Genomic DNA, 18,835 nt, shown 5'->3' with positions numbered 1-18,835 from the left:
ATATTTGAGCGGATTACTTCATTTTCGAGAAATCGAAAGGTCCGATGTAACCTGCTTCTGTTTTGGTTTCAACACCAGCTGGGCGTACATACGTACCGCTGACTTCACCGAATGGGTGCTGTACAGTCACTGATAGGTAGCCTTTACCATTGATGTTTTTGTGCCAGAATGGAGAAGTAGTTTCTGAACCGTAAGGACCAGTGAAAATACGCTCCATAGTGCCGTTCTTGATGTTGTAAGCCCAGATCATGTCATTTGGGTGATAACCAGTGTCTTCACCGATGACCAAGATGTCAGAACCTTCAAGGAAAGTTAAGTTATCAGGGTTAGCAATACCGTCTACATCACAAGAGTTACCTTCAAGAGCGGTACCTGTGTAGTCAGTAGGCGTTCCGGCAACCAAACCTTTCATGCTGTAAGCAACGTAGTCTGAACCGATCGTAGAGTTAGTCGCAACATCCAGAGCGTAAACCCCACCACACTTGTTGTAATCTAGCATGATGTCGTTGTTACCACCGATGTCATAAGTTGTGTTTGAAACACCTTTCTTCTGGTTGTTTTCCATACCGTAACGAACCTGTGACATAGCAACGTAAAGCTTGTTGTCACGAGCGTTGAAAGTGATACCTTCTTCTTTGTTGAACTCAACAGTAGCGCCTTTGATCGCAGCCATACGACGAGTTTCCAAACGTGCAGCGATGGCTTCATCGGCTGCATCTACATTTGTGTCACCGTTGATGTCTTTAAGTTTCAAACACTCGTTACCGTTAGCAGAGTTGATAGCTGTGAAGCCTGCTGTTGCACAAGAACCGTCTGCTTGAGGTGCTTCTGAATCGAAGATGTCAGTGAATGCTTTCTTAGCAGAAACGACAGATTTAATGTCAGCATCTGTTGCATGACCTAGATCGATCCAAGTCATGACTGCTTCACCAAGGCCGGTATTGGAAGTCTGGTGCCATTTAGCTGCATACAGCTTACCGGCGCTTAAGTCTTCTTTTGTATCAGCTACGTACATGAACAAGCCAACGTTGGTACCATCATCAGATAGGTAAACGGTTTTGTTGTCAGGCATGACGTAAGATAATTCGTGAGCGAAACGACCCATGCTGTAGTGCTTGGTGTAAGCAGGTGTACCGTCTGCATTGATCTTAACTTCAGGAGTCCAACCGTAGTAGTAAGGGTTGTTCATAGAAGCGTTACCGCCCCAGTACTTGTCAGTCACTTCGTTATAGTAAGAGTTCGCTGCAAAGTTGTTTGCATCCGGCTCATACTCTTCTGAACCTAGGTGAGAGTTCCAAGGTGTTGTCATACCTGCACAGTGAACCCATCCACCAAATTCGTCTTTTTGACTGATGAACTGTAAAGAGTCGGCTTTAACAGAAAGCTTTCCGTCAGTAGCTTGTTCAAGTTCGCTCATGTACATTGCACCTGGACCACATTCGAACTGAGAAACCATATAGACCTTACCGTTCTTTTGTAGGTAGGAAACGTGGTCTAGACCAGAACCTTTACCTGTGTCGGTACCGTTACATAGGTAAGCTGAATTGTCAGCTTCCAAGATGACGTTGTCCTGGTAGTCTTTTACAACACCGTATGTTTCGCCGTTGTTCACGTCACCGGTTTTCATCAATGTTGTGTAACCGATCGCTTGCGCTTCACCTGCGATAGTCACGGAATCGGTTGCGCGGATGCTGTTTTGTTCATCAGTGCTAACTGCAGGGGCGATTGCTTTGAATTCAACAACGGATGAATAGATTGCACCGTCTGTACCTGCTGTACCATCTTCACCGGCACAGCCGGCCAAGTTCAATGCTGTAGCGGCTAGAGCGACAGACATTGCCATATTTAAAGCTTTTAGTTTCATCTTAAGCGTTCCTTAATTTTGATTGACCAAGAGTAGAATTGGTAGGCAAATCATAAGGAAACTTTATTACAGGCAAATTTAATTCTATTGTCAGTTTGTTTACGCCAATTTGACAGGGTTTTTACATAGTTCCAGTACAAAAAATATGGGATATTTCAATTCAATAAATCCGTTGAATTTCGAGTGTGAATTTGGATTTTTTGTTTGATGTTCGAATGTCGTCTATTATTTTTTTTAAGGAGTCGAAAGCGTAAATAATTAACCCTTTGAGCAATCAGATGGAAAGTGAGGGTATTTTGAGTGCAAATTGTGTCTTTCATGTGTGTGGTTTTTTTGTGTGACAAATAGATTAAAAATTGCCCCGGAAAAGTACCGTTTAAATGGTTTTATGACGGTTAAATAATTTAATTAACAGGAAAAATATAATCAGGCCGACTAAGAGTAAGCTTGTGCTGATGTAAGCGAAGAGGTCAGGCGCTTTCATCATGGTGCTCATTAAAGAGTCTTGGTAATAAAAGAACCAATGGTGATTAGCCGGAAATACCCACATGTGCAATTGGTAAAAGACCTGTTTGGGGCCATACAGGACGAGTATGGCGGCCAGCAATAGAAGGCCGATACCGATATTGCCCCACGCCAGCTTGGCGGTCGGAAAGGAACGCTTCATCATTAAGAGATATGTGGTCAATGCTGCCCAAAGTAGCAGTAATCCCCAACCGAGCCGCTTAAGAAAATCAAGCAGTAAAGCCACGTCGGTAAGATGGTCGATTTCGGCTTTGTGTAACAGGGGAATCCGCACGGGAAGTGTCGGATGTGGATAGCTAAGTTCCTTTAAGCCTTCACCATGATTATGAATCGCGTTGACGATGCCGGCAAACAATTGTTTTCGGGTGTCGGCGTCGGTGTCTTCAAAGCCGTGCCGGAAACGGTTTTGGGGAGCGTAGTGGTCAATATGTTCGCCGATGCCTGCGTAATCGTACCAGACGCCATACAGAAAATCGGCCTTGGCCAGAATCATCCAACTGGCATAAAGTGCCAGTATGAAGGTCAGCCATACCCATAGGAAAGAGCGTAAATAGTGTAATGAATCATTCTTGTTGGAACTGAACAGGCCTGTTCGTTTTCGGAATAGGTTGCGTTGGTGGGATTGCATGGCTATAGGTCGTTCCGTTGCATTTGGTTATGTTGAGCAAGCGAATGCCATCGGCCGAAGTCACCCAGTATGATGTGGTCTAGGCATCGAACGTCGATCAAAGCCAATGCTTCGCTCAGGGTGCGGGTAAGATTCAAATCACTTTGGCTTGGCGCCGGATCACCCGATGGATGGTTGTGGGTGAGGATCACGGCGGCGGCATGATGATCTAAAACGGCCTTGAGTACTTCCCGTGGATGGACGCTGGCTTGAGTCAAACTTCCGGTAAACAACACCTCAAATGTAATCAATCGGTGTTGTTGATCGAGCAGCAATACGCCGAATTGTTCGCGTTGTTGAAATCCGATGGAGTGGATTAGGTAGTGGGCGACGGTTTCAGGGTCTGTAAAGGCATCGCCCTTTTTAAGTCCTGATTCAAAATGACGGCGTGCCATTTCCAACACGGCCTTGAGTTGGACAAACTTGGCTTGTCCCAGCCCTTTCGCTTCGCAGAATTCCTGTTCGCTGGAGTTAAGCAGGGCAGGCAAGCTGCCGAAATGATCGAGAAGATTCTGAGCCAACTCGACGGCACTCAGACCTTTTACGCCTACTCGTAGGAAAATCGCCAGCAGTTCGGCATCGGACAGAGAAGACGGACCGAAATGCAACAGTTTCTCTCTCGGGCGGTCATGTTCGTGCCAGTCGCGGATTGCCATAGAGCTTGCCACCGTTTTAGATTAAGATATTCGCATCTTAAAAGTGGCGGAGAGTCAGGTCAATGTTTAAATATCCAATGCGAGTCAGAGATTACGAGTGCGATGTTCAGCGAGTGGTCAATAATAGTGTTTATCAGAACTATCTGGAACACGCCCGACACGAGTTTCTGTTATCGAAAGGCGTCGATTTTTCGGCCTTGGCGGAAATGGAAGTCAACTTGATGGTTACCCGTGTCGAGATGGATTTCAAGCGGCCGCTAAAACCAAAAGACGATTTTTACGTGACGGTGGAAGTGGAAAAAGTCTCTCGCATCCAGTATGCGTTTGTGCAGAAAATCCACCATGAAAATGATGAATTGATGGTCTCAGCACGTACTATCGGCGTTGCCGTCAATGCCAAGGGGCGTCCGATGGCATCGCCGGAGTTGGATGATCTGCTGGTTTAACTTTCCGTAGCCGGAATTTCCTTTTCCGGCCCTTTTAGGTCTTCCCGTGTTTTGCTCAAGCGAATCTCCAACGGCTTAGACGTGTCTAGATGTACATCCCGTTGTGGGAAGGCGATGACTATGCCTGCTTGGTTCAGTTTGTCGTTAATCATGCTATGAAGCTCGGAGCGTATTTTCAGGAAGTTGTCCAGATCATCGACGAACACACGTAATGACAATTGCAATGCATTGTCGCCAAAACTGTCGAAAATTACGGATGGTTCCGGTTCTTCCAAAACAGACGGGTGTTCGGCCGCTGCTTGTTTGATGAGTTTAAGTGCTTCCGGCACATCGCTTCCGTAGGCGATACCGACATCGATTTTTACGCGTATGATCTGATCGGATAGAGACCAGTTAATGAACTGTCCTGTGATAATCTGCTTGTTAGGTATCACCAGTTCTTGACGATCCCAATTGATGATGGTGGTTGCACGGATGCGGATCTTCGATACCTTTCCGGAAACGCCGTCGACGGTGACGATGTCACCGACTCTCATGGGTTGTTCGAACAATAGAATAATTCCGCTGATGAAGTTGGCGACAATTTCCTGCAAGCCGAACCCGAGCCCAACCGACAAGGCGGCAACCAGCCACTGAATGTTAGACCATTCAATCCCCAAAGCGCGGAAGATCATGACCACACCGATGATGGCGATGACGTACTGAATCAGCGATGTCGTCGCGTAGCGTGCGGCACTACTGATTGGTAAATGTTTCAGTAGCGTGAATTCCAGCAGGCCTGGTAGGTCTTTGGAAAGTAACAGGGTCACTGCACCCAGAGCGATTCCCAGGGTGAGATCGCCCAGGGTAAGCGGAACTTGCTGTACCACTCCGTCCACGACTTGTGACTTGGTCAGTGACAAGGTGCTGTCATTGATCAGGTTCAGGGCCAGTAGGACATCACTCCAAAGCAGCCAGATTCCAAACAGGAAGGCCACCAGATATCCCAGATTCAAGGCCTGACGTGCTTGGTTGCTGAGTTTGTCGTAATCGAAGTCGACGTCTTCGTTGACCGGCTGTTCAACAGGAGGCGCCTCTGCTTCTTCACCGCTCTGTTCCACATGCTGAACCTGGTATTTTTGCAGGCGTTCCGCGTAGCGCATTTTTCGTTCTGACAAGTACAGGCTGCGAAGCAGCAATTCGCGAAGGATGTAGACTATCAGTATCCATGCCAGAGTCCAGTTGATCCTTTCCGCGATGACCAGCGAGGAGTAGTAGTAACCTGAAAGGGAGACCCAGATCAGGAATACCGGAATCGCAAGCAGTAACGGGAACCAGATGAAGTGGAGTTGTTGCCATTTACGGATTTTGGTGCGTTTGGCGAAACTGGTCATGATCTGGCTTCGTGACGACCACAGACGGTAAATTAATATTGCGAACGCCACCATTAATACGATGAAGGCAAGGCGGCCTACCATTTGTTGATCGGTTGCGGTGTCTGCATAGGTATTGATGTCGATGATCAAGGCGAGCAATGCACCGACAGGCGTGGCCCAATTCAGTTCCTTGTTCAAGGCGTCTCTAACGCTTTTGTGCCAACGGAAATGGCGTTCCGCGATGCCGTCGGGACGGCAGATCTGCTGAAGGCTTCTCAAGGCAAAAACCAGTATCCCTGCATCAATTAGCCCTTTGGCGATGCCTTGCGTGTAAGGGGCTGGTGAATCAGCCAAATCCAGTAACAAGCCGCTTCCCAGAAGGCTGAGCGGAATTAGCAGGCTGAGCCCGAAGGTGTAGACCAGGGCTTGCAAGGTGTAGAGGAACGAATCGGTTCTAACTGAAATGACTTGTGCCGAGGTTCTACTCAAACCACGTATGAAGTGTTTTCGTGCCAATATCAATAGTCCAATGATCAAAAGCCATACGGCGAACCATTGTTTTTCTTTGGCAAAGACATCAGCGATGTCTTTTATCAAGGCTTGGTAGTTTTCGAAAGAAAGAAACCAATTTGCGCTTTCGGTAAAGGCCTGCCAGGAAAGCAAGCTGCTCATGCCGATGTTTGGCAACCATAGAAGATGATCGTTGAGGAATCGGGTGTAAGCTTGAACTTCATCCTTTTGTTGCGTGTAGACCGAGTTGAGTTCGGACATTTTGCTGATGAAGTCCGGATAGAGGTTTTGCAACTCTTTTGCCGCTTGAATGTAGTGCTCATAGAGTAGGTTGGCCTGTTCCTCCAGTTGTTTGTTTTCTTCGGGAGAGCGTTTTTTGTCGTCTGACTCCTCCAACAGTTTTGACAGGTTAGAATGAATCTTGTTTTCCGCTTCACGAATTTGATCACTCAACAGTAGTTGACCGAGTACCGCTTTGTTCAGTTGATCCTTTATCTTCAGCGCAAGTTTTGAACTGACATCGATTGACGAAATGGTTTCCAGTCTTTTGTGAAGAACCTGGGCAACGATTTCTCGTGAACCTTCCAATTCCACAATCTGTTTATCACGGGCAAAGTGCGCTTTCAGCGAGTTAATGGCTTCCGTGGTGACGGCGATTTTTTGGTTGACCATTTTTTCCTGGCGGATCAATTCGGTCTTGTCGTGTTGGATATGGATGATTTTCGCCTGTAACGGGAAGAGTGGACTGTTCGGGTCGACTTGATCCTGAATGGCCTTTTTTAACGCTTGTTCAGCTTTGCTGACTTTGACGCTTTGTAGCTGGGACTGTAGCGCATCTACCGTTTGAGACAGCCACTTTTTCTTGGCGGACCAGTAATCCCGTTCGGTTTGGGCCAGCTCGGTTAGGGTGCCTAAATGATCCAGTTTGTAATTGAGTAATTTGAGATTGGCTTCCAACATCTGTTGGCGAGATTTAAGGGCGACAGTCTGTACCTGGGATTTTATGTCGGCTGTTGTGCCGGAAGGTGTGGATTTCAGGTTTTCCTGTATTTGGGCAAGGTTTTTTTCGATTTCACTTTTTTGGCTAATGCCGTCGGTAGCCAAAGGCAGATATTGCCCCAATTCCTGATCCCAATTCAGATAGTTGTTACTGGCCTGCTGTAATGAGAGATCCGCTTCATTTAAAGCGTCGTTCAACTGTTGATTGTTTAAGGTTGCGGTTTGTGGTTGTTCACCGCTTTTAATTTGTTCATCCAACTTTTTTTGCAGGTTTTTCAGCTCTGTAATTCGAGGTTTAGCCTTTTCGACTTGCTGCTGCAATAATTTGAGGTTTTGCCGATATTTTTGCGACTCGACCAACCAGTTGTTGGCTTTGTCGATTTGCAGAGATAGGTTTTTTTTGTCGTCCTCATTGATTTGATCGGCAAGGTTTAGTTCTTGATCCAACTGTTCCAGGTCACCGGCCGTTATTTGCGCGATGCTTTGTGTTGTAACAGGCTCCTGAGCGGCGGAAACCATTGATGGCATGTAAAGCAACCAGGCAGTAACCAGAAACAAAATCGATTTAAGTGCGCTCATGGCCTTCAAACTCATAAAAGGTTCCGATATTTGGCATTGGAAGTAGGGATATTAAGTAAAAGCGTACCTGAAACCGTGCCTGAAAGGTACAAAATTTATCCGCTTTTTGCTTTAAATCTAGGTGAGCGATGCCAAGAACGCACTTAACCAGCCGGTTTCGGGTGAATGTACGTGGGTGAAAGGGTCGTAAGGCATGTGTCTAACGGGACATATGCCCACTGGTGATAATGTACACCTTACATATAATAAGGTCATACTTTAGTCGGTCTGGAGAGCGGTATTTTCTCCGACCAGTTTCCAGTCACTTTGTTGAGGAGTGCGTCATGAGATACCATAAAATTCCCTTCTTATTGTCGGGGGTGTCAGCCGCTTTATTGCTGGCGTCTTGCGGAGGCGGTTCGTCTTCATCGACCTCTATTACCTCGTCTGATACGACAACCAGCAGCGCAGTGATCAGCGGTACGGTTCCCGGTACCAAAATTGAAGCGTTTTGCGCGGACGGCAGTTATTACACAGTGAATTCAACCGATGACGGAACGAGTCAGCACCCGTTTAGTTTAACGGTGCCTGCCGGTGTTGATTGTCATTTGGTGATGACAACGAACGAGAACGACCCGGTTAACCGAATCGTCACTCCGATTGAAATTGAATCCGGCACTGTGGCCAGTGGCGTAATTAATACGAGTGTCGAATTCGCGCTAGGATATGTGCCTCTGGCTCTGAATTTGAGTGATATCGTCGATAGTAACGGAGATGGCGTTACAGATACCCCTTTGAGGATTTCACCAGTTATCCCGGATGGCGTGGCGATACTGGAGTTGTCGTTAGATCCTTTGGATGATGATCGCGACGGCATTCCTAATATTTATGAAGATGACGACAACGACGGCGAATACAATCAGGAAGATTCGGATGACGACAACGACGGCATTCCGGATTCTGAAGAAGCCGATAATTCGGATTCGGACGGCGATGGTATTGATGACCTTTATGATCGCGATGACGACAACGATGGCTTAACCGACGATGTCGACAGTGACGATGACAATGATGGTACGCCGGATTCGGAAGATAGTGATCATGACGATGATAATGAAACAAGTTCGAGTTCTACGGTTTACACGCCGGTTAGCGCGTACACCGCTTCAGTAGGACGCTTGCTTGCATCTCAGTGCGCACAATGCCACGGAACCAATGGCCACTCGGTCAATAGTTGGGATAGCTTGGCGGGAGAGTCGGCTTCTGAATTGGTTGAAGAGATGCTTGAGATCAAGGCCGGAGAAGAAGCGCCTATTATGCAGGCTCAAGCCCATGGTTATAGTGACGCTGAAATTCGGGCTTTAGCCGAGTGGTTCGCTACCCAACCGGGCAGCGAGAGTGAGGAGGAATAAGTTATGAGTAACACTTTATCACGTAGAACTTTGTTGAAAGCGTTGGGGATCGGTTCGGCGGCGGCTCTCATGCCGGGTGTTTTGAATGCGGCGACCTTACCTCACGTTGTCGTAGTCGGTGGTGGTTTCGCCGGTGCAACGGCTGCCAAGTATCTGAAAATGTGGGGGGGGACCAGTGTCGAGGTGACTCTGATTGAGGCCAATACCACTTATGTTTCTCCGATCCTGAGCAATCTGGTGTTAAATCATCAGAAAACCACTTCGGACTTGAGTTTCAATTACGTCACTCATAGTACGGTCTATGGAATCAATATCGTGCATGACACTTTAAATACCGTAGATAAAACCAATCAGACCGTGACACTGCATAGTGGAACCGTTCTGAATTACGACCGTTTGATTCTGGCTGGCGGAATGGATTTTGTTGATATTCCAGGGTTGGATTTCGAAAAGGTTCCTCATGCATGGAAAGCGGGCGCGCAGACCAATTTGCTTAAGGACCAGATCGATGCCATGGTGGATGGGGATCATTTCGTGATGACCGTTCCGGCTTCACCATACCGTTGTCCTCCGGGGCCTTATGAGAGAGCGTGTGTGGTCGCCGATTATTTGAAAAATACGAAAGGTTTTGCGAATTGTCAGGTGACGGTTTTGGATGCTAACGCCGCTATTACGGTTGAAGCGGATACATTCGGAGCGAAATTTACGGAATATGGTGTGAATTACCGTCCGAACATTTCGATTGCGAGCGTCGATTCGGATGCCCGCAGCATCACGTTCACTGAAAACGGCGGGGGCGCGCAGACGTTAAGTGCGAATGTACTGAATGTGATACCTAATCAGAAAGCTGCCAAGATTGTTTTTGACGCCGGTTTGAATTCGGGTAACTGGGCACCCGTGAACCCGTTGAGTTACGAATCGACGTTGGCTCAGAATATTCATGTTATTGGCGATTCTCAAGCAACCGGTCAACCTAAATCCGGTCATATGGGGAATTCTCAGGCGAAAATTTGTGCGGATGCGGTGTTACGTTCTTTGAACAATGTCGCTTTAAACACGGCACCTAAAACCAACACGGCCTGCTATAGCCCAGTTTCGTCAACCCATGCTTCTTGGCTGACCGCCGTCTATGAATACAATTCAGAAACTGGAAAGATGCAGTTGGTTGCCGATGCAGGTTATCCGGCCGCTGGTGCGCCGAGTACTGAAAATTATTCGCAGATGTTTAACTGGTCGGGCAACCTGTTTGCCGATACCTTCTCCTAAGGCACGATAAAGAGAGGCGCTTAATAAACCAGAAGTTCCTCGAAAAAATAAGCCACTAACTCATGCCGGCCTGATAAGCCGGCTTTTTTGTATAGATTGGATGCTTGTTGGCGAACGGTTTTTTCGCGGGTTTCACGTACCGTGGATATTTCATCCAGTGTGAGTCCTTTCAATAATAACAATCCGACCTCTTTTTCGCTTTTGGTTAGACTCCATTCATCAAACTGGTTTTGGATGATTTTCGAAAACTCTCCCATGAGTTTTTGGGCTTGCTGTTGCGATTCACTGAGTTGTTTTTCCGTGTTGGAGAGAGTTTCATGCATGGTTTTGATCTTTCGCGATTGCTGGATATTCCAGTACAGCATCAGGGTAAACCCACCAAGCGCCAACAGTCCGAGCAGGATTTCAACGTAGGTGTGGGTGTTCATGTGCCCCATGCCCTGCCAGTCGAGCAGAACGTCCAGAAAAGAGACGATAAAAATCAAACTGTAAGTGACCAGACTAAACTTTAAAGGATTCATTAGATACCTCTTTCCTTGGGTTAAATGGTACGTTTTCATCCATGAAAACCGGTGTTTAAAATCCGTCAAATGGGTAGAAAAACCGTTATCATAGAGCAAGTTTAACGAATGAATATGAAACCAATATGAAAATCTTACTTGGGGTGACCGGCGGAATCGCCGCGTACAAGTCGCTTGAATTGACCCGGCTTTTCATTAAGGCGGGGTATGAGGTGCAGGTGGTTATGACCGCCGGTGCGCAGGAATTCATTCAGCCACTGTCTTTTCAGGCGCTTTCCGGCAACCCGGTTCGAGACAGCCTGTTCGACGCGAATCAGGAAGCGGGGATGGGGCATATCGAATTGGCTCGTTGGGCCGATCAGATAGTCATCGCACCTGCCAGTGCCGAAACACTTGCGAAGCTTCGAATGGGCCGTGCCGACGACTTGTTGACCACCTTATGCTTGGCGACCGATCGACCGATTATGATTGCCCCGGCGATGAATCGGTTAATGTGGGCCAACGAAGCGACTCAGGAAAATGTATCTGTTCTGAAGCAGCGAGGTTTTACGTTGTTGCAACCTGCTTCCGGTGAACAGGCCTGCGGAGAAGTTGGCGAAGGTCGGATGCCGGAACCTCAAGCGATTTTCGAAGCGGTTGAAAGCTTTCAGAAACAGAAAAAAGAAACCGAACAGGCCTGTTCGGAATTGAAACGTTTCTGGAAAGGGAAAACATTGTTGATTACCGCAGGACCTACTTACGAAGACATCGATCCGGTGCGTTTCATCGGTAATCGCAGCTCAGGTAAGATGGGGTTTGCTATCGCTCAAGTGGCCGCCGAAGCCGGTGCGAAAGTGATTTTGGTTTCAGGGCCGGTCGGATTAGCCACGCCGGATAGGGTTCAGCGAATTGATGTGCGTTCTGCCCGCCAGATGTTCGAGGTTGTTCAAAGTCATTATGGCGTGGTGGATTGTTTTATCGGTGCGGCGGCGGTTGCCGATTTCAGGCCGGCCGAAGTTCAGGAACAGAAAATTAAAAAGCAGGCCGATACCGAACAAATGAACCTTGAATTGGTTAAAAATCCGGACATCATCGCTTGGGTTGCTCAGCAAGAAAATAAACCGTTTGTGGTTGGGTTTGCAGCGGAGACTGAAAATGTTTTGGATTATGCCCGAACCAAATTGAACAGCAAACGTCTCGATATGATTTGCGCCAACCGCGTTGGTGAAAATCAGGGCTTTGAAAGTGATGAAAATTCGTTGACCGTCATCACCCATTCACAACAACAGACCTTTCCGAATTCATCCAAATATCAGCAAGCAGTTTCCTTGTTGACCGAAATTTCTAAAAAAAATACGTAAATTTTACAATTCCTTGAGAGTCAGTGCTTATGCGGCTTGGCGGCATTTTTTAGGGCTTACCTCGCCTCAAAACCGCATTCCGTCGGTTTGAAACCCCTGTTTTGATTTGTTATGGTGAAAAAAGTAACCAAAATTAGGGCAGGCGTTTTTTCATGAAATCTATCCACTTTTCTACAGTTTTTGTCGGTGCTTTATCGGCACTGTTTTCAGCTCAGATCTTGGCGTCAAATCAACTGACGCTTGGAGCCTGGTATAACTATGCCAACGAAAACGACAATCTTCCCGGGAATGACTATACCAAGAATGGTGAGTTCGGTGATGGTGCGGTCATTTTGTATGCGGACGGAGCGGCCGAAAAGGGACAGGGTAATTGGTCGTACTCGGCAGAGCTGCGTGTCGGGCCAGGCTCATTTACCGATACCGCAAATAATTCGACGGGTGACGAAGTTTCTTTACACAAAGCGTGGATCGGTTTTGATTTTGAAGACGATTACAAATTGATTATCGGTAAAAGTCAGGTACCTTTCGGGTGGAAAACTTCCAATTTCTGGCCGGGTGATATGTTTCAGGCCGGTTACGGTGATCAGATGGATGTGGGACTGAAACTTGAAGCCCGGAAAGGGAAGCTGAATTATAACCTGGCTTATTACCTACAGGACGACTGGTGGGCGACCAGTACCGATACGACTGACGATAACCGTCACTGGGGATCGTCCACAACGTATCGAAAAGTCGGTACGTTTGTAGCCGATTTGAATATGGATGTGGTGCCGAATCATACCGTTGGTGTGTCATTGCAAGCGGGTAAATTAGAAGACTTGACGGCCGAGCGTAGCAACGTATTGGATAAATTGAACAGTCGTCATGAATCCGACGGCGACCACTCTGCCGCTGTTCTTTACTACAAGGGTAAGTTCGGTCCGACGTTCGTGAACGCCGAAGTGATTCAGACCCGGCGTAAGATGCCGAGCGACTTGGTGGCTGTGGACAATATCGCCAGCAAATATGAAACGATGCGTTATGCATTCGAGATCGGTCGTAGCTCCGGAAATTGGACCTACTATTTGGACGCAACTTGGGCGGATTCAGCTACCAAGGGTAATGACAACGGTATGGTCGCTGCCTATGCACCGGGCATCCGTTATGACTACGGTCCAGGTTGGATCTATGCCGAATACCTGACTCAGAACGGCTACATTGATCGTTACGGTGATGTGGTGAGCGACGATTATAAGTTCAGCGCCGTTTACCTTTCCATGGACTGGTACTACTAAATCAAAACCGTTTTTTAGAGCCGTAACCGGCTTGCAATCTATGAGGGAGACGATCGGTCTCCCTGTCACTACCCAATGCAAAAAGCAAAGGTGCTTCTATGAGTGAAATCGTACAGAAAGAACCCGCGAAATTGAATCCGGCGGTGTTTTTCACTTCTTCCGGTATTATCATTTTATTGATGGTCTACGCAGCCCTTTTCCCGGAACAGGCCGAAAACTCCTTCCAAGGCTTGCAAAGCGCTTTGATCGATAACGGAGGTTGGTTTTATATTCTGACGGTCGCCATTATCTTGATTACAGTCGCGTTTCTTGGGCTTTCCAGGTATGGAGAAATCAAGCTGGGTCCGGATCATGCGACGCCGGATTACACCAATATCACTTGGTTTTCGATGCTCTTTTCTGCCGGTATGGGAATAGGTCTGATGTTTTTCGGCGTGGCCGAACCGGTTATGCACTTTTTATCGCCTCCTGTTCAGGACGGCGGAACCGTAGAGGCCGCAAGGGAAGCGATGCGAATCACATTTTTTCACTGGGGATTACATGCCTGGGCGATTTATGCCATCGTTGCCTTGATACTGGCGTTTTTCAGTTATCGACACGGTCTGCCACTGACTCTCCGTTCCGCTTTGTATCCGATTATTGGGGAAAAGATTTTCGGACCGATCGGTCATGCCGTTGATGTGTTTGCTGTTATCGGAACCGTATTCGGGATTGCCACTTCGTTAGGGTACGGGGTTCTGCAAATGAATACCGGTTTGAATTACCTGTTCGGTATTTCGGTGGACGTGGTTTCCCAGGCGTTGTTGATTGCGGCTGTAACCGCTTTGGCAGCGGTTTCGGTTGCTACGGGGCTGGATAAGGGAATCCGTCGTTTGTCCGAGCTCAACATGAGTCTGGCGGTGTTGTTGATGTTGCTGGTTTTAGTGTTAGGTTCCAGTGTCTTTTTGCTACAGGCTTTGATTCAAAATGCCGGAGCTTATCTGTCGGATATCGTGCGTGTGACTTTCAACCTTTATGCATATGAAAAAACCGACTGGATTGGTGGTTGGANGATTCAAAATGCCGGAGCTTATCTGTCGGATATCGTGCGTGTGACTTTCAACCTTTATGCATATGAAAAAACCGACTGGATTGGTGGTTGGACGATTTTGTACTGGGCTTGGTGGTTGTCGTGGGCTCCGTTTGTAGGACTTTTCATCGCTCGCGTCTCGCGTGGTCGCAGCATCCGACAGTTTGTTACCGGCGTACTTTTTGTACCGGTCGGTTTCAGTATGATGTGGTTTACCTTTTTCGGTAATTCGGCCATCGACATGATTCTTAATCAAGGCATGAACAGCTTGGGAGAGGCTGTATCCGATGATGTAGCAACGGCGTTGTTCGTATTTCTAAGCCAGTTCCCGTTCGGTTCGGTACTTTCGTTCATTGCCATCTTGATGGTCGTTATTTTCTTTGTGACTTCGGCTGATTCCGGTGCCATGGTCGTGAATATGTTGTGTTCCAACGGGCGTGACGACACGCCTCTCTGGCAGCGCATGTATTGGGTTGTTGGGGTAGGGTTGATTGCCGTCATCCTTATGCTGGCGGGTGGTTTAGGCGCGTTACAGACCATGACCATTGCCAGTGCGATGCCGTTCGCGATTGTGTTATTGATCGCTACCTATGGTTTGATGAAGGCATTGCGCGTGGATCTGGCCAAGCGTGATAGTCTGCAGGCCAACGTGTCTCCGGCACCAAGCGGTAACAGTGATAGCAGCTGGAAGGACCGTCTGCATAACATCGTTGATTATCCAAGTAGCTCTGCAGTTAGACGTTACATTCAGACCATCGCAAAGCCTGCGTGTAAGGAAGTGGCTGAGGAGTTGCAAGCTCAGGATTTGGAAGTAGAAGTTGAAACTTCGCCCGAACTTGAGCGAGTCCGTTTGATTGTTCATCACGGTGAAGAGGTTGATTTCATTTATGAAGTCCGAAGCCGTTCGCACTTACGTCCCGAATTCACTCAGACAGAATTGCCTTCAGAAGAGATGGATGAGAGCGCGCATTATTATCGTGCGGAAATCCATCTACGTGAAGGTGGTCAGGATTATGATGTGATGGGGTGGTCGAAAACGGCGATTATTAACGACATCATCGATCACTATCATAAGCATATGCATTTCTTGCACGTGTTGAGATAGACGTTTTACCGTTTTGCTGGGCAAGGGAGTTGTTTATGAGCAATTCCCGAAAACACGAAGGGGCCTTTTACGGCCCCTTTTTTTATTGCGCCAGAATTGGAAACAGACCGCGCAGACCGTTGGCGATAAATTCGACGGCAATGGCCGCCAATATTAACCCCATGATACGGCTGAAGATATTGAGGCCGGTAGTACTGGAGTGGTCTGTTATCCACGGCGCCATTCTCAGTGACGCCCAGATGATGATTCCCAATAATACGATGCCGAAGGCAATGACCAGATAGTGACCGAATGCGGTGGATTTATGCGCTGCTAAGATGACGGTACTGATGGCTCCGGGACCGGCCAGAAGTGGCATGGCAAGTGGTACGATGGCAACAGATTCCTTTTGTTCAGACTCGTCCGCTTCTTCCGGTGTTTGTCTGGCCGGACTGGTTTTGCCGTGTAACATGGCGATTGCCATCAACAGAATCAAAATACCGCCGCCGACCCGGAAAGAATCGATGGTGATTCCGAAGAATTTGAGCAGAGCCTCCCCGAAGAACAAGGAGACGAGCAAGATGCTGATGAATCCGATGGCCACCAGATTGATTGTGACCTGACGTTCCTTTTCGGTTTCGTCAGCGGTCATGCTGATGAAAAGCGGTATCGCGCCGATAGGGTTAACGATAGCCAATAAGCCGATAAAGATTTTAAAGTAATCTGCATAGTCCAGCATGGATACTTCCCTTTGAAGAGTGCTTAATGGTTCGTTTATTCGAGTTGCCAATCCGTTCCGGTCGAGTCAATTTATCACGCCTTCGGGTTTGCGTCGACGTTTCTACCGTGAATTATGTTTTGGATTTTAAATTCCTGTGAATTTTTGAGACACAAAGACCTAGTAGAAGTTAATGAAATGCAGTAACGTAGTTTGAGCAGGACGAGTGAATCGAATACTATCGATTCGGTTTTGTTCAATCAGTCTCAAAGGAGATCGGTATGCATTGGTATACAGATATGTATTGGGCAGGAGGTATGGGTATGTGGATATTTTGGATCGTTTTATTGATTGTGATATTCGTACTGATCAGGATGTTGTCCTCCTCGAATCAAAATGTCTCTTCCGAAACCCCACTGGAAATTCTTCAAAAGCGGTATGCAAAAGGCGAAATTGACCAAGAGACCTACGAGAAGATGAAAAACACTTTGGAATCCTGAATAGGTCGGACAAGTTGGTATGCGGTTACTGTGTATTTAGGCCGCATACCAATACACGGCAAAGTAATGACTGACGCTGCCGCCGAGAACGAACAGATGCCAGATCAGGTGACCGAACGGTAACTTGCCGTCTGTCGCATAGAAAATGATTCCGATGGTATACAACAATCCTCCGGCCAGAAGCCACAACAGGCCAGCTAACGGCAGACTGTTCAGTAAAGGGTGGATAGCCACAACAATCACCCAGCCCATCAGTAAATAGAGTGTGTTGTAGAAAATCGGCCGGGTTGCGCCGTCGAATAATTTGAGTATTATGCCGATGACGGCAAGCCCCCAAACGACCCCGAACAACGACCATCCCCAGGCACCGCTCAGTACCCCGAGGGTAAAGGGGGTGTAAGTGCCCGCAATCAGCAGAAAAATGAGAGAGTGGTCGATCGCCCGCAAGATGCGTTTGGCTTTTCCAGCCGGCATGGCATGGTAGAGCGTTGAGCTTAAATAGAGCATGATCAGCGTTGCGCTGAAAATGCTGACACCTACGAGGTAGCCGGTATTGCCGGTATTTGCGGCATGGATAATCAGAAAGGGCGTCCCGAGGATGGATGCGATTACACCCAGTCCGTGACTGATACTATTGGCCATTTCCTCGTTTCTGGATTGGGGGCGGTCTTTATCAAGCGTCATAGAAAGCATGTCCATTCCTTTAGAGTCGTGGTTTGGTTTAAGCCGGGTGCACTCACACGAATTTGATGTAAGCGTAGCCTTTCATTTCAAGGTCGACGATGCGCGTGTAGGCATCGAATACGATTTTCACTCCGGGTAGTATCTCACTGGCGTCCCAGTGATGGGCTTTCATGGTCACATGGCAAAGCTCTACGCTGACACCATGATCAAGCAGCTCTTGTACGACCTTGGTATTGGGGTTGACGTCGAATGGGTTGCCGGTGGCATTTTGATAAGCCTCGTCTTTCAGTAGCCAGTAGCCTGCGGCTCCGTGTATCACCAGACTGATATGGAGCTGATCCATCGGCACATTCTGGTCTTTATAGGCTTCCAACAGACCACGCGCATAATAAAGCGCTTTGCCTATACCTGCTTCGATATCGTTTTGGTTGATGTCGTAAACGATCTTGATGTCTTTCTTTTGTTCTACTTTGATGACGTTCGGAGCCGCGTAGGCGATGTCCGAAAGGGTTAAGGATAGGACGAATGCGACGACCCATTTTAGAAGATGAAACCTGTTAAACATGACGATTCTCCTTTTGGCCACTTAAATAAAGAAAGCTGGCTCAGAGTTTTGTGTTTACAGAATTTTCCTGGTGATGGTAAGTTCAGCCACTCATTGACTGAACTTAAAGTGTAGCGGTTATTATCAATTAGTGCCAGTCAAAAATGCGAGAATTTCCGACATGAGTTGCTGATTTTTCACATATTTTTCATCAGAGGCTTCGAGGATATCCTGTTTTGATTGGATGTATTTCGCAGGAATCAATTCATCGCCATATTGTTCTGCCAACATTTTGGCTGATTTCGGAGTGGTTTCGATGTGAAACTGCAGTCCGATTGCCGATGCGCCTAATTGAAAGGCCTGGTTTTTACAGCCTTCACTGCTTGCCAGCAGGATCGCCCCTTCAGGAAGATCGAAAGTTTCCCCGTGCCAGTGAAACACGTCTGTGGATTCCGGGAACTGGAAGCTGTTTTCATTCGCATCGGTAGCCGGCTTGACCGGAAACCAGCCGATTTCCTTGTTTTCTCCCGGATAGACATTAGCGCCCATTGCATTGACGATAAGTTGAGAACCTAGGCAGATACCCAATACCGGTTTGCCGGATTCGATGTACTTTCGCAGATACTCTTTTTCCGGCTTGAGCCAAGTCAGAGTTTCTTCATCGTTAACGCTCATCGGCCCGCCCATCAGGATCAGAAAATCGATATCGGCGATATCGGGTAAATCGGTTGATTCGTAGATCGGCGTGCTGGTAATTTCATAACCGGCGGAGACCAGCCAGGGTTCGATTCCGGCCAAGTCTTCAAGAGGGTCGTGTTGTATAAAATGCGCTCTCATGGGTTT

Annotated in this window: 16 protein-coding genes; 7 read left to right on the top strand and 9 right to left on the bottom strand. The window is 47.6% G+C overall.

Going from position 1 to position 18,835, the window contains the following annotated elements; all coding sequences use genetic code 11:
* Nucleotides 1-13 precede the first annotated feature (13 nt).
* The 3 genes from QCB45_RS06055 to radC form a co-directional block, all read right to left on the bottom strand.
* Entirely contained in the window at nt 14-1,864 is a 1,851-nt protein-coding gene (locus QCB45_RS06055) for an alkaline phosphatase PhoX (RefSeq protein ID WP_279419950.1), read from the bottom strand.
* A 376-nt stretch (nt 1,865-2,240) separates the two neighbouring features.
* Nucleotides 2,241-3,017 (bottom strand): DUF1461 domain-containing protein, encoded by a 777-nt coding sequence (locus tag QCB45_RS06050; RefSeq protein WP_279419949.1) that lies wholly within the window; start codon nt 3,015-3,017, stop codon nt 2,241-2,243.
* Between the two features lie 2 nt (nt 3,018-3,019).
* Complete coding sequence (gene radC / locus QCB45_RS06045; protein ID WP_279419948.1) at nt 3,020-3,712, bottom strand: DNA repair protein RadC; 693 nt, start codon at nt 3,710-3,712, stop codon at nt 3,020-3,022.
* Nucleotides 3,713-3,774: 62 nt separating this feature from the next.
* Between radC and QCB45_RS06040 the strand changes: the two genes are divergently transcribed.
* Nucleotides 3,775-4,158 (top strand): acyl-CoA thioesterase, encoded by a 384-nt coding sequence (locus QCB45_RS06040; RefSeq protein ID WP_279419947.1) that lies wholly within the window; start codon nt 3,775-3,777, stop codon nt 4,156-4,158.
* Here QCB45_RS06040 and QCB45_RS06035 read toward each other — a convergent pair.
* On the bottom strand, nt 4,155-7,616 hold the full coding sequence (locus tag QCB45_RS06035; protein WP_279419946.1) for a mechanosensitive ion channel domain-containing protein: 3,462 nt from the start codon (nt 7,614-7,616) through the stop codon (nt 4,155-4,157). The genes QCB45_RS06040 and QCB45_RS06035 overlap by 4 nt on opposite strands.
* 308 nt (nt 7,617-7,924) lie before the next feature.
* Here QCB45_RS06035 and QCB45_RS06030 point away from each other — a divergent pair, with 308 nt between their 5' ends.
* Nucleotides 7,925-8,992 (top strand): c-type cytochrome, encoded by a 1,068-nt coding sequence (locus QCB45_RS06030; RefSeq protein ID WP_279419945.1) that lies wholly within the window; start codon nt 7,925-7,927, stop codon nt 8,990-8,992.
* A gap of 3 nt (nt 8,993-8,995) precedes the next feature.
* Complete coding sequence (locus QCB45_RS06025; protein WP_279419944.1) at nt 8,996-10,258, top strand: FAD-dependent oxidoreductase; 1,263 nt, start codon at nt 8,996-8,998, stop codon at nt 10,256-10,258.
* 20 nt (nt 10,259-10,278) lie between these two features.
* On the opposite strand, the gene QCB45_RS06020 is transcribed toward QCB45_RS06025, so the two are convergent.
* Nucleotides 10,279-10,779, bottom strand: a complete 501-nt coding sequence (locus QCB45_RS06020; RefSeq protein ID WP_279419943.1) for a LuxR C-terminal-related transcriptional regulator — start codon at nt 10,777-10,779, stop codon at nt 10,279-10,281.
* A 125-nt stretch (nt 10,780-10,904) separates the two neighbouring features.
* Between QCB45_RS06020 and coaBC the strand changes: the two genes are divergently transcribed.
* From coaBC to QCB45_RS06005, 3 genes are all read left to right on the top strand, one after another.
* Entirely contained in the window at nt 10,905-12,119 is a 1,215-nt protein-coding gene (gene coaBC / locus QCB45_RS06015; RefSeq protein ID WP_279419942.1) for a bifunctional phosphopantothenoylcysteine decarboxylase/phosphopantothenate--cysteine ligase CoaBC, read from the top strand.
* 152 nt (nt 12,120-12,271) lie between these two features.
* Entirely contained in the window at nt 12,272-13,393 is a 1,122-nt protein-coding gene (locus tag QCB45_RS06010) for a hypothetical protein (protein ID WP_279419941.1), read from the top strand.
* A gap of 98 nt (nt 13,394-13,491) precedes the next feature.
* Nucleotides 13,492-15,567, top strand: coding sequence for a BCCT family transporter (locus QCB45_RS06005; protein ID WP_279419940.1), 2,076 nt, complete (start codon nt 13,492-13,494; stop codon nt 15,565-15,567).
* Between the two features lie 82 nt (nt 15,568-15,649).
* Here the strand turns inward: QCB45_RS06005 and QCB45_RS06000 are convergent, their stop codons facing one another.
* Nucleotides 15,650-16,285, bottom strand: a complete 636-nt coding sequence (locus tag QCB45_RS06000; protein WP_279419939.1) for a YchE family NAAT transporter — start codon at nt 16,283-16,285, stop codon at nt 15,650-15,652.
* Nucleotides 16,286-16,545: 260 nt separating this feature from the next.
* Here QCB45_RS06000 and QCB45_RS05995 point away from each other — a divergent pair, with 260 nt between their 5' ends.
* The gene (locus QCB45_RS05995; protein WP_279419938.1) at nt 16,546-16,764 is read left to right on the top strand and encodes an SHOCT domain-containing protein; all 219 of its coding nucleotides are present in this window, start codon (nt 16,546-16,548) and stop codon (nt 16,762-16,764) included.
* A gap of 36 nt (nt 16,765-16,800) precedes the next feature.
* Here QCB45_RS05995 and QCB45_RS05990 read toward each other — a convergent pair whose 3' ends face one another.
* The 3 genes from QCB45_RS05990 to QCB45_RS05980 form a co-directional block, all read right to left on the bottom strand.
* Nucleotides 16,801-17,457: a hemolysin III family protein gene (locus tag QCB45_RS05990; RefSeq protein WP_279419937.1), complete on the bottom strand. Its 657-nt coding sequence runs from the start codon at nt 17,455-17,457 to the stop codon at nt 16,801-16,803.
* Between the two features lie 43 nt (nt 17,458-17,500).
* Entirely contained in the window at nt 17,501-18,013 is a 513-nt protein-coding gene (locus QCB45_RS05985) for a DsrE family protein (RefSeq protein ID WP_279419936.1), read from the bottom strand.
* A gap of 123 nt (nt 18,014-18,136) precedes the next feature.
* Nucleotides 18,137-18,829, bottom strand: a complete 693-nt coding sequence (locus tag QCB45_RS05980; RefSeq protein ID WP_279419935.1) for a type 1 glutamine amidotransferase — start codon at nt 18,827-18,829, stop codon at nt 18,137-18,139.
* Nucleotides 18,830-18,835: the final 6 nt, after the last annotated feature.

Origin of the sequence: Thiomicrorhabdus sp. ZW0627 (assembly GCF_029767005.1) — a bacterium.
Lineage (GTDB): Bacteria > Pseudomonadota > Gammaproteobacteria > Thiomicrospirales > Thiomicrospiraceae > Thiomicrorhabdus.
The sequence above is the reverse complement of the archived record's forward strand: the minus strand, read 5'-3'. Positions and strand labels throughout refer to the sequence as shown.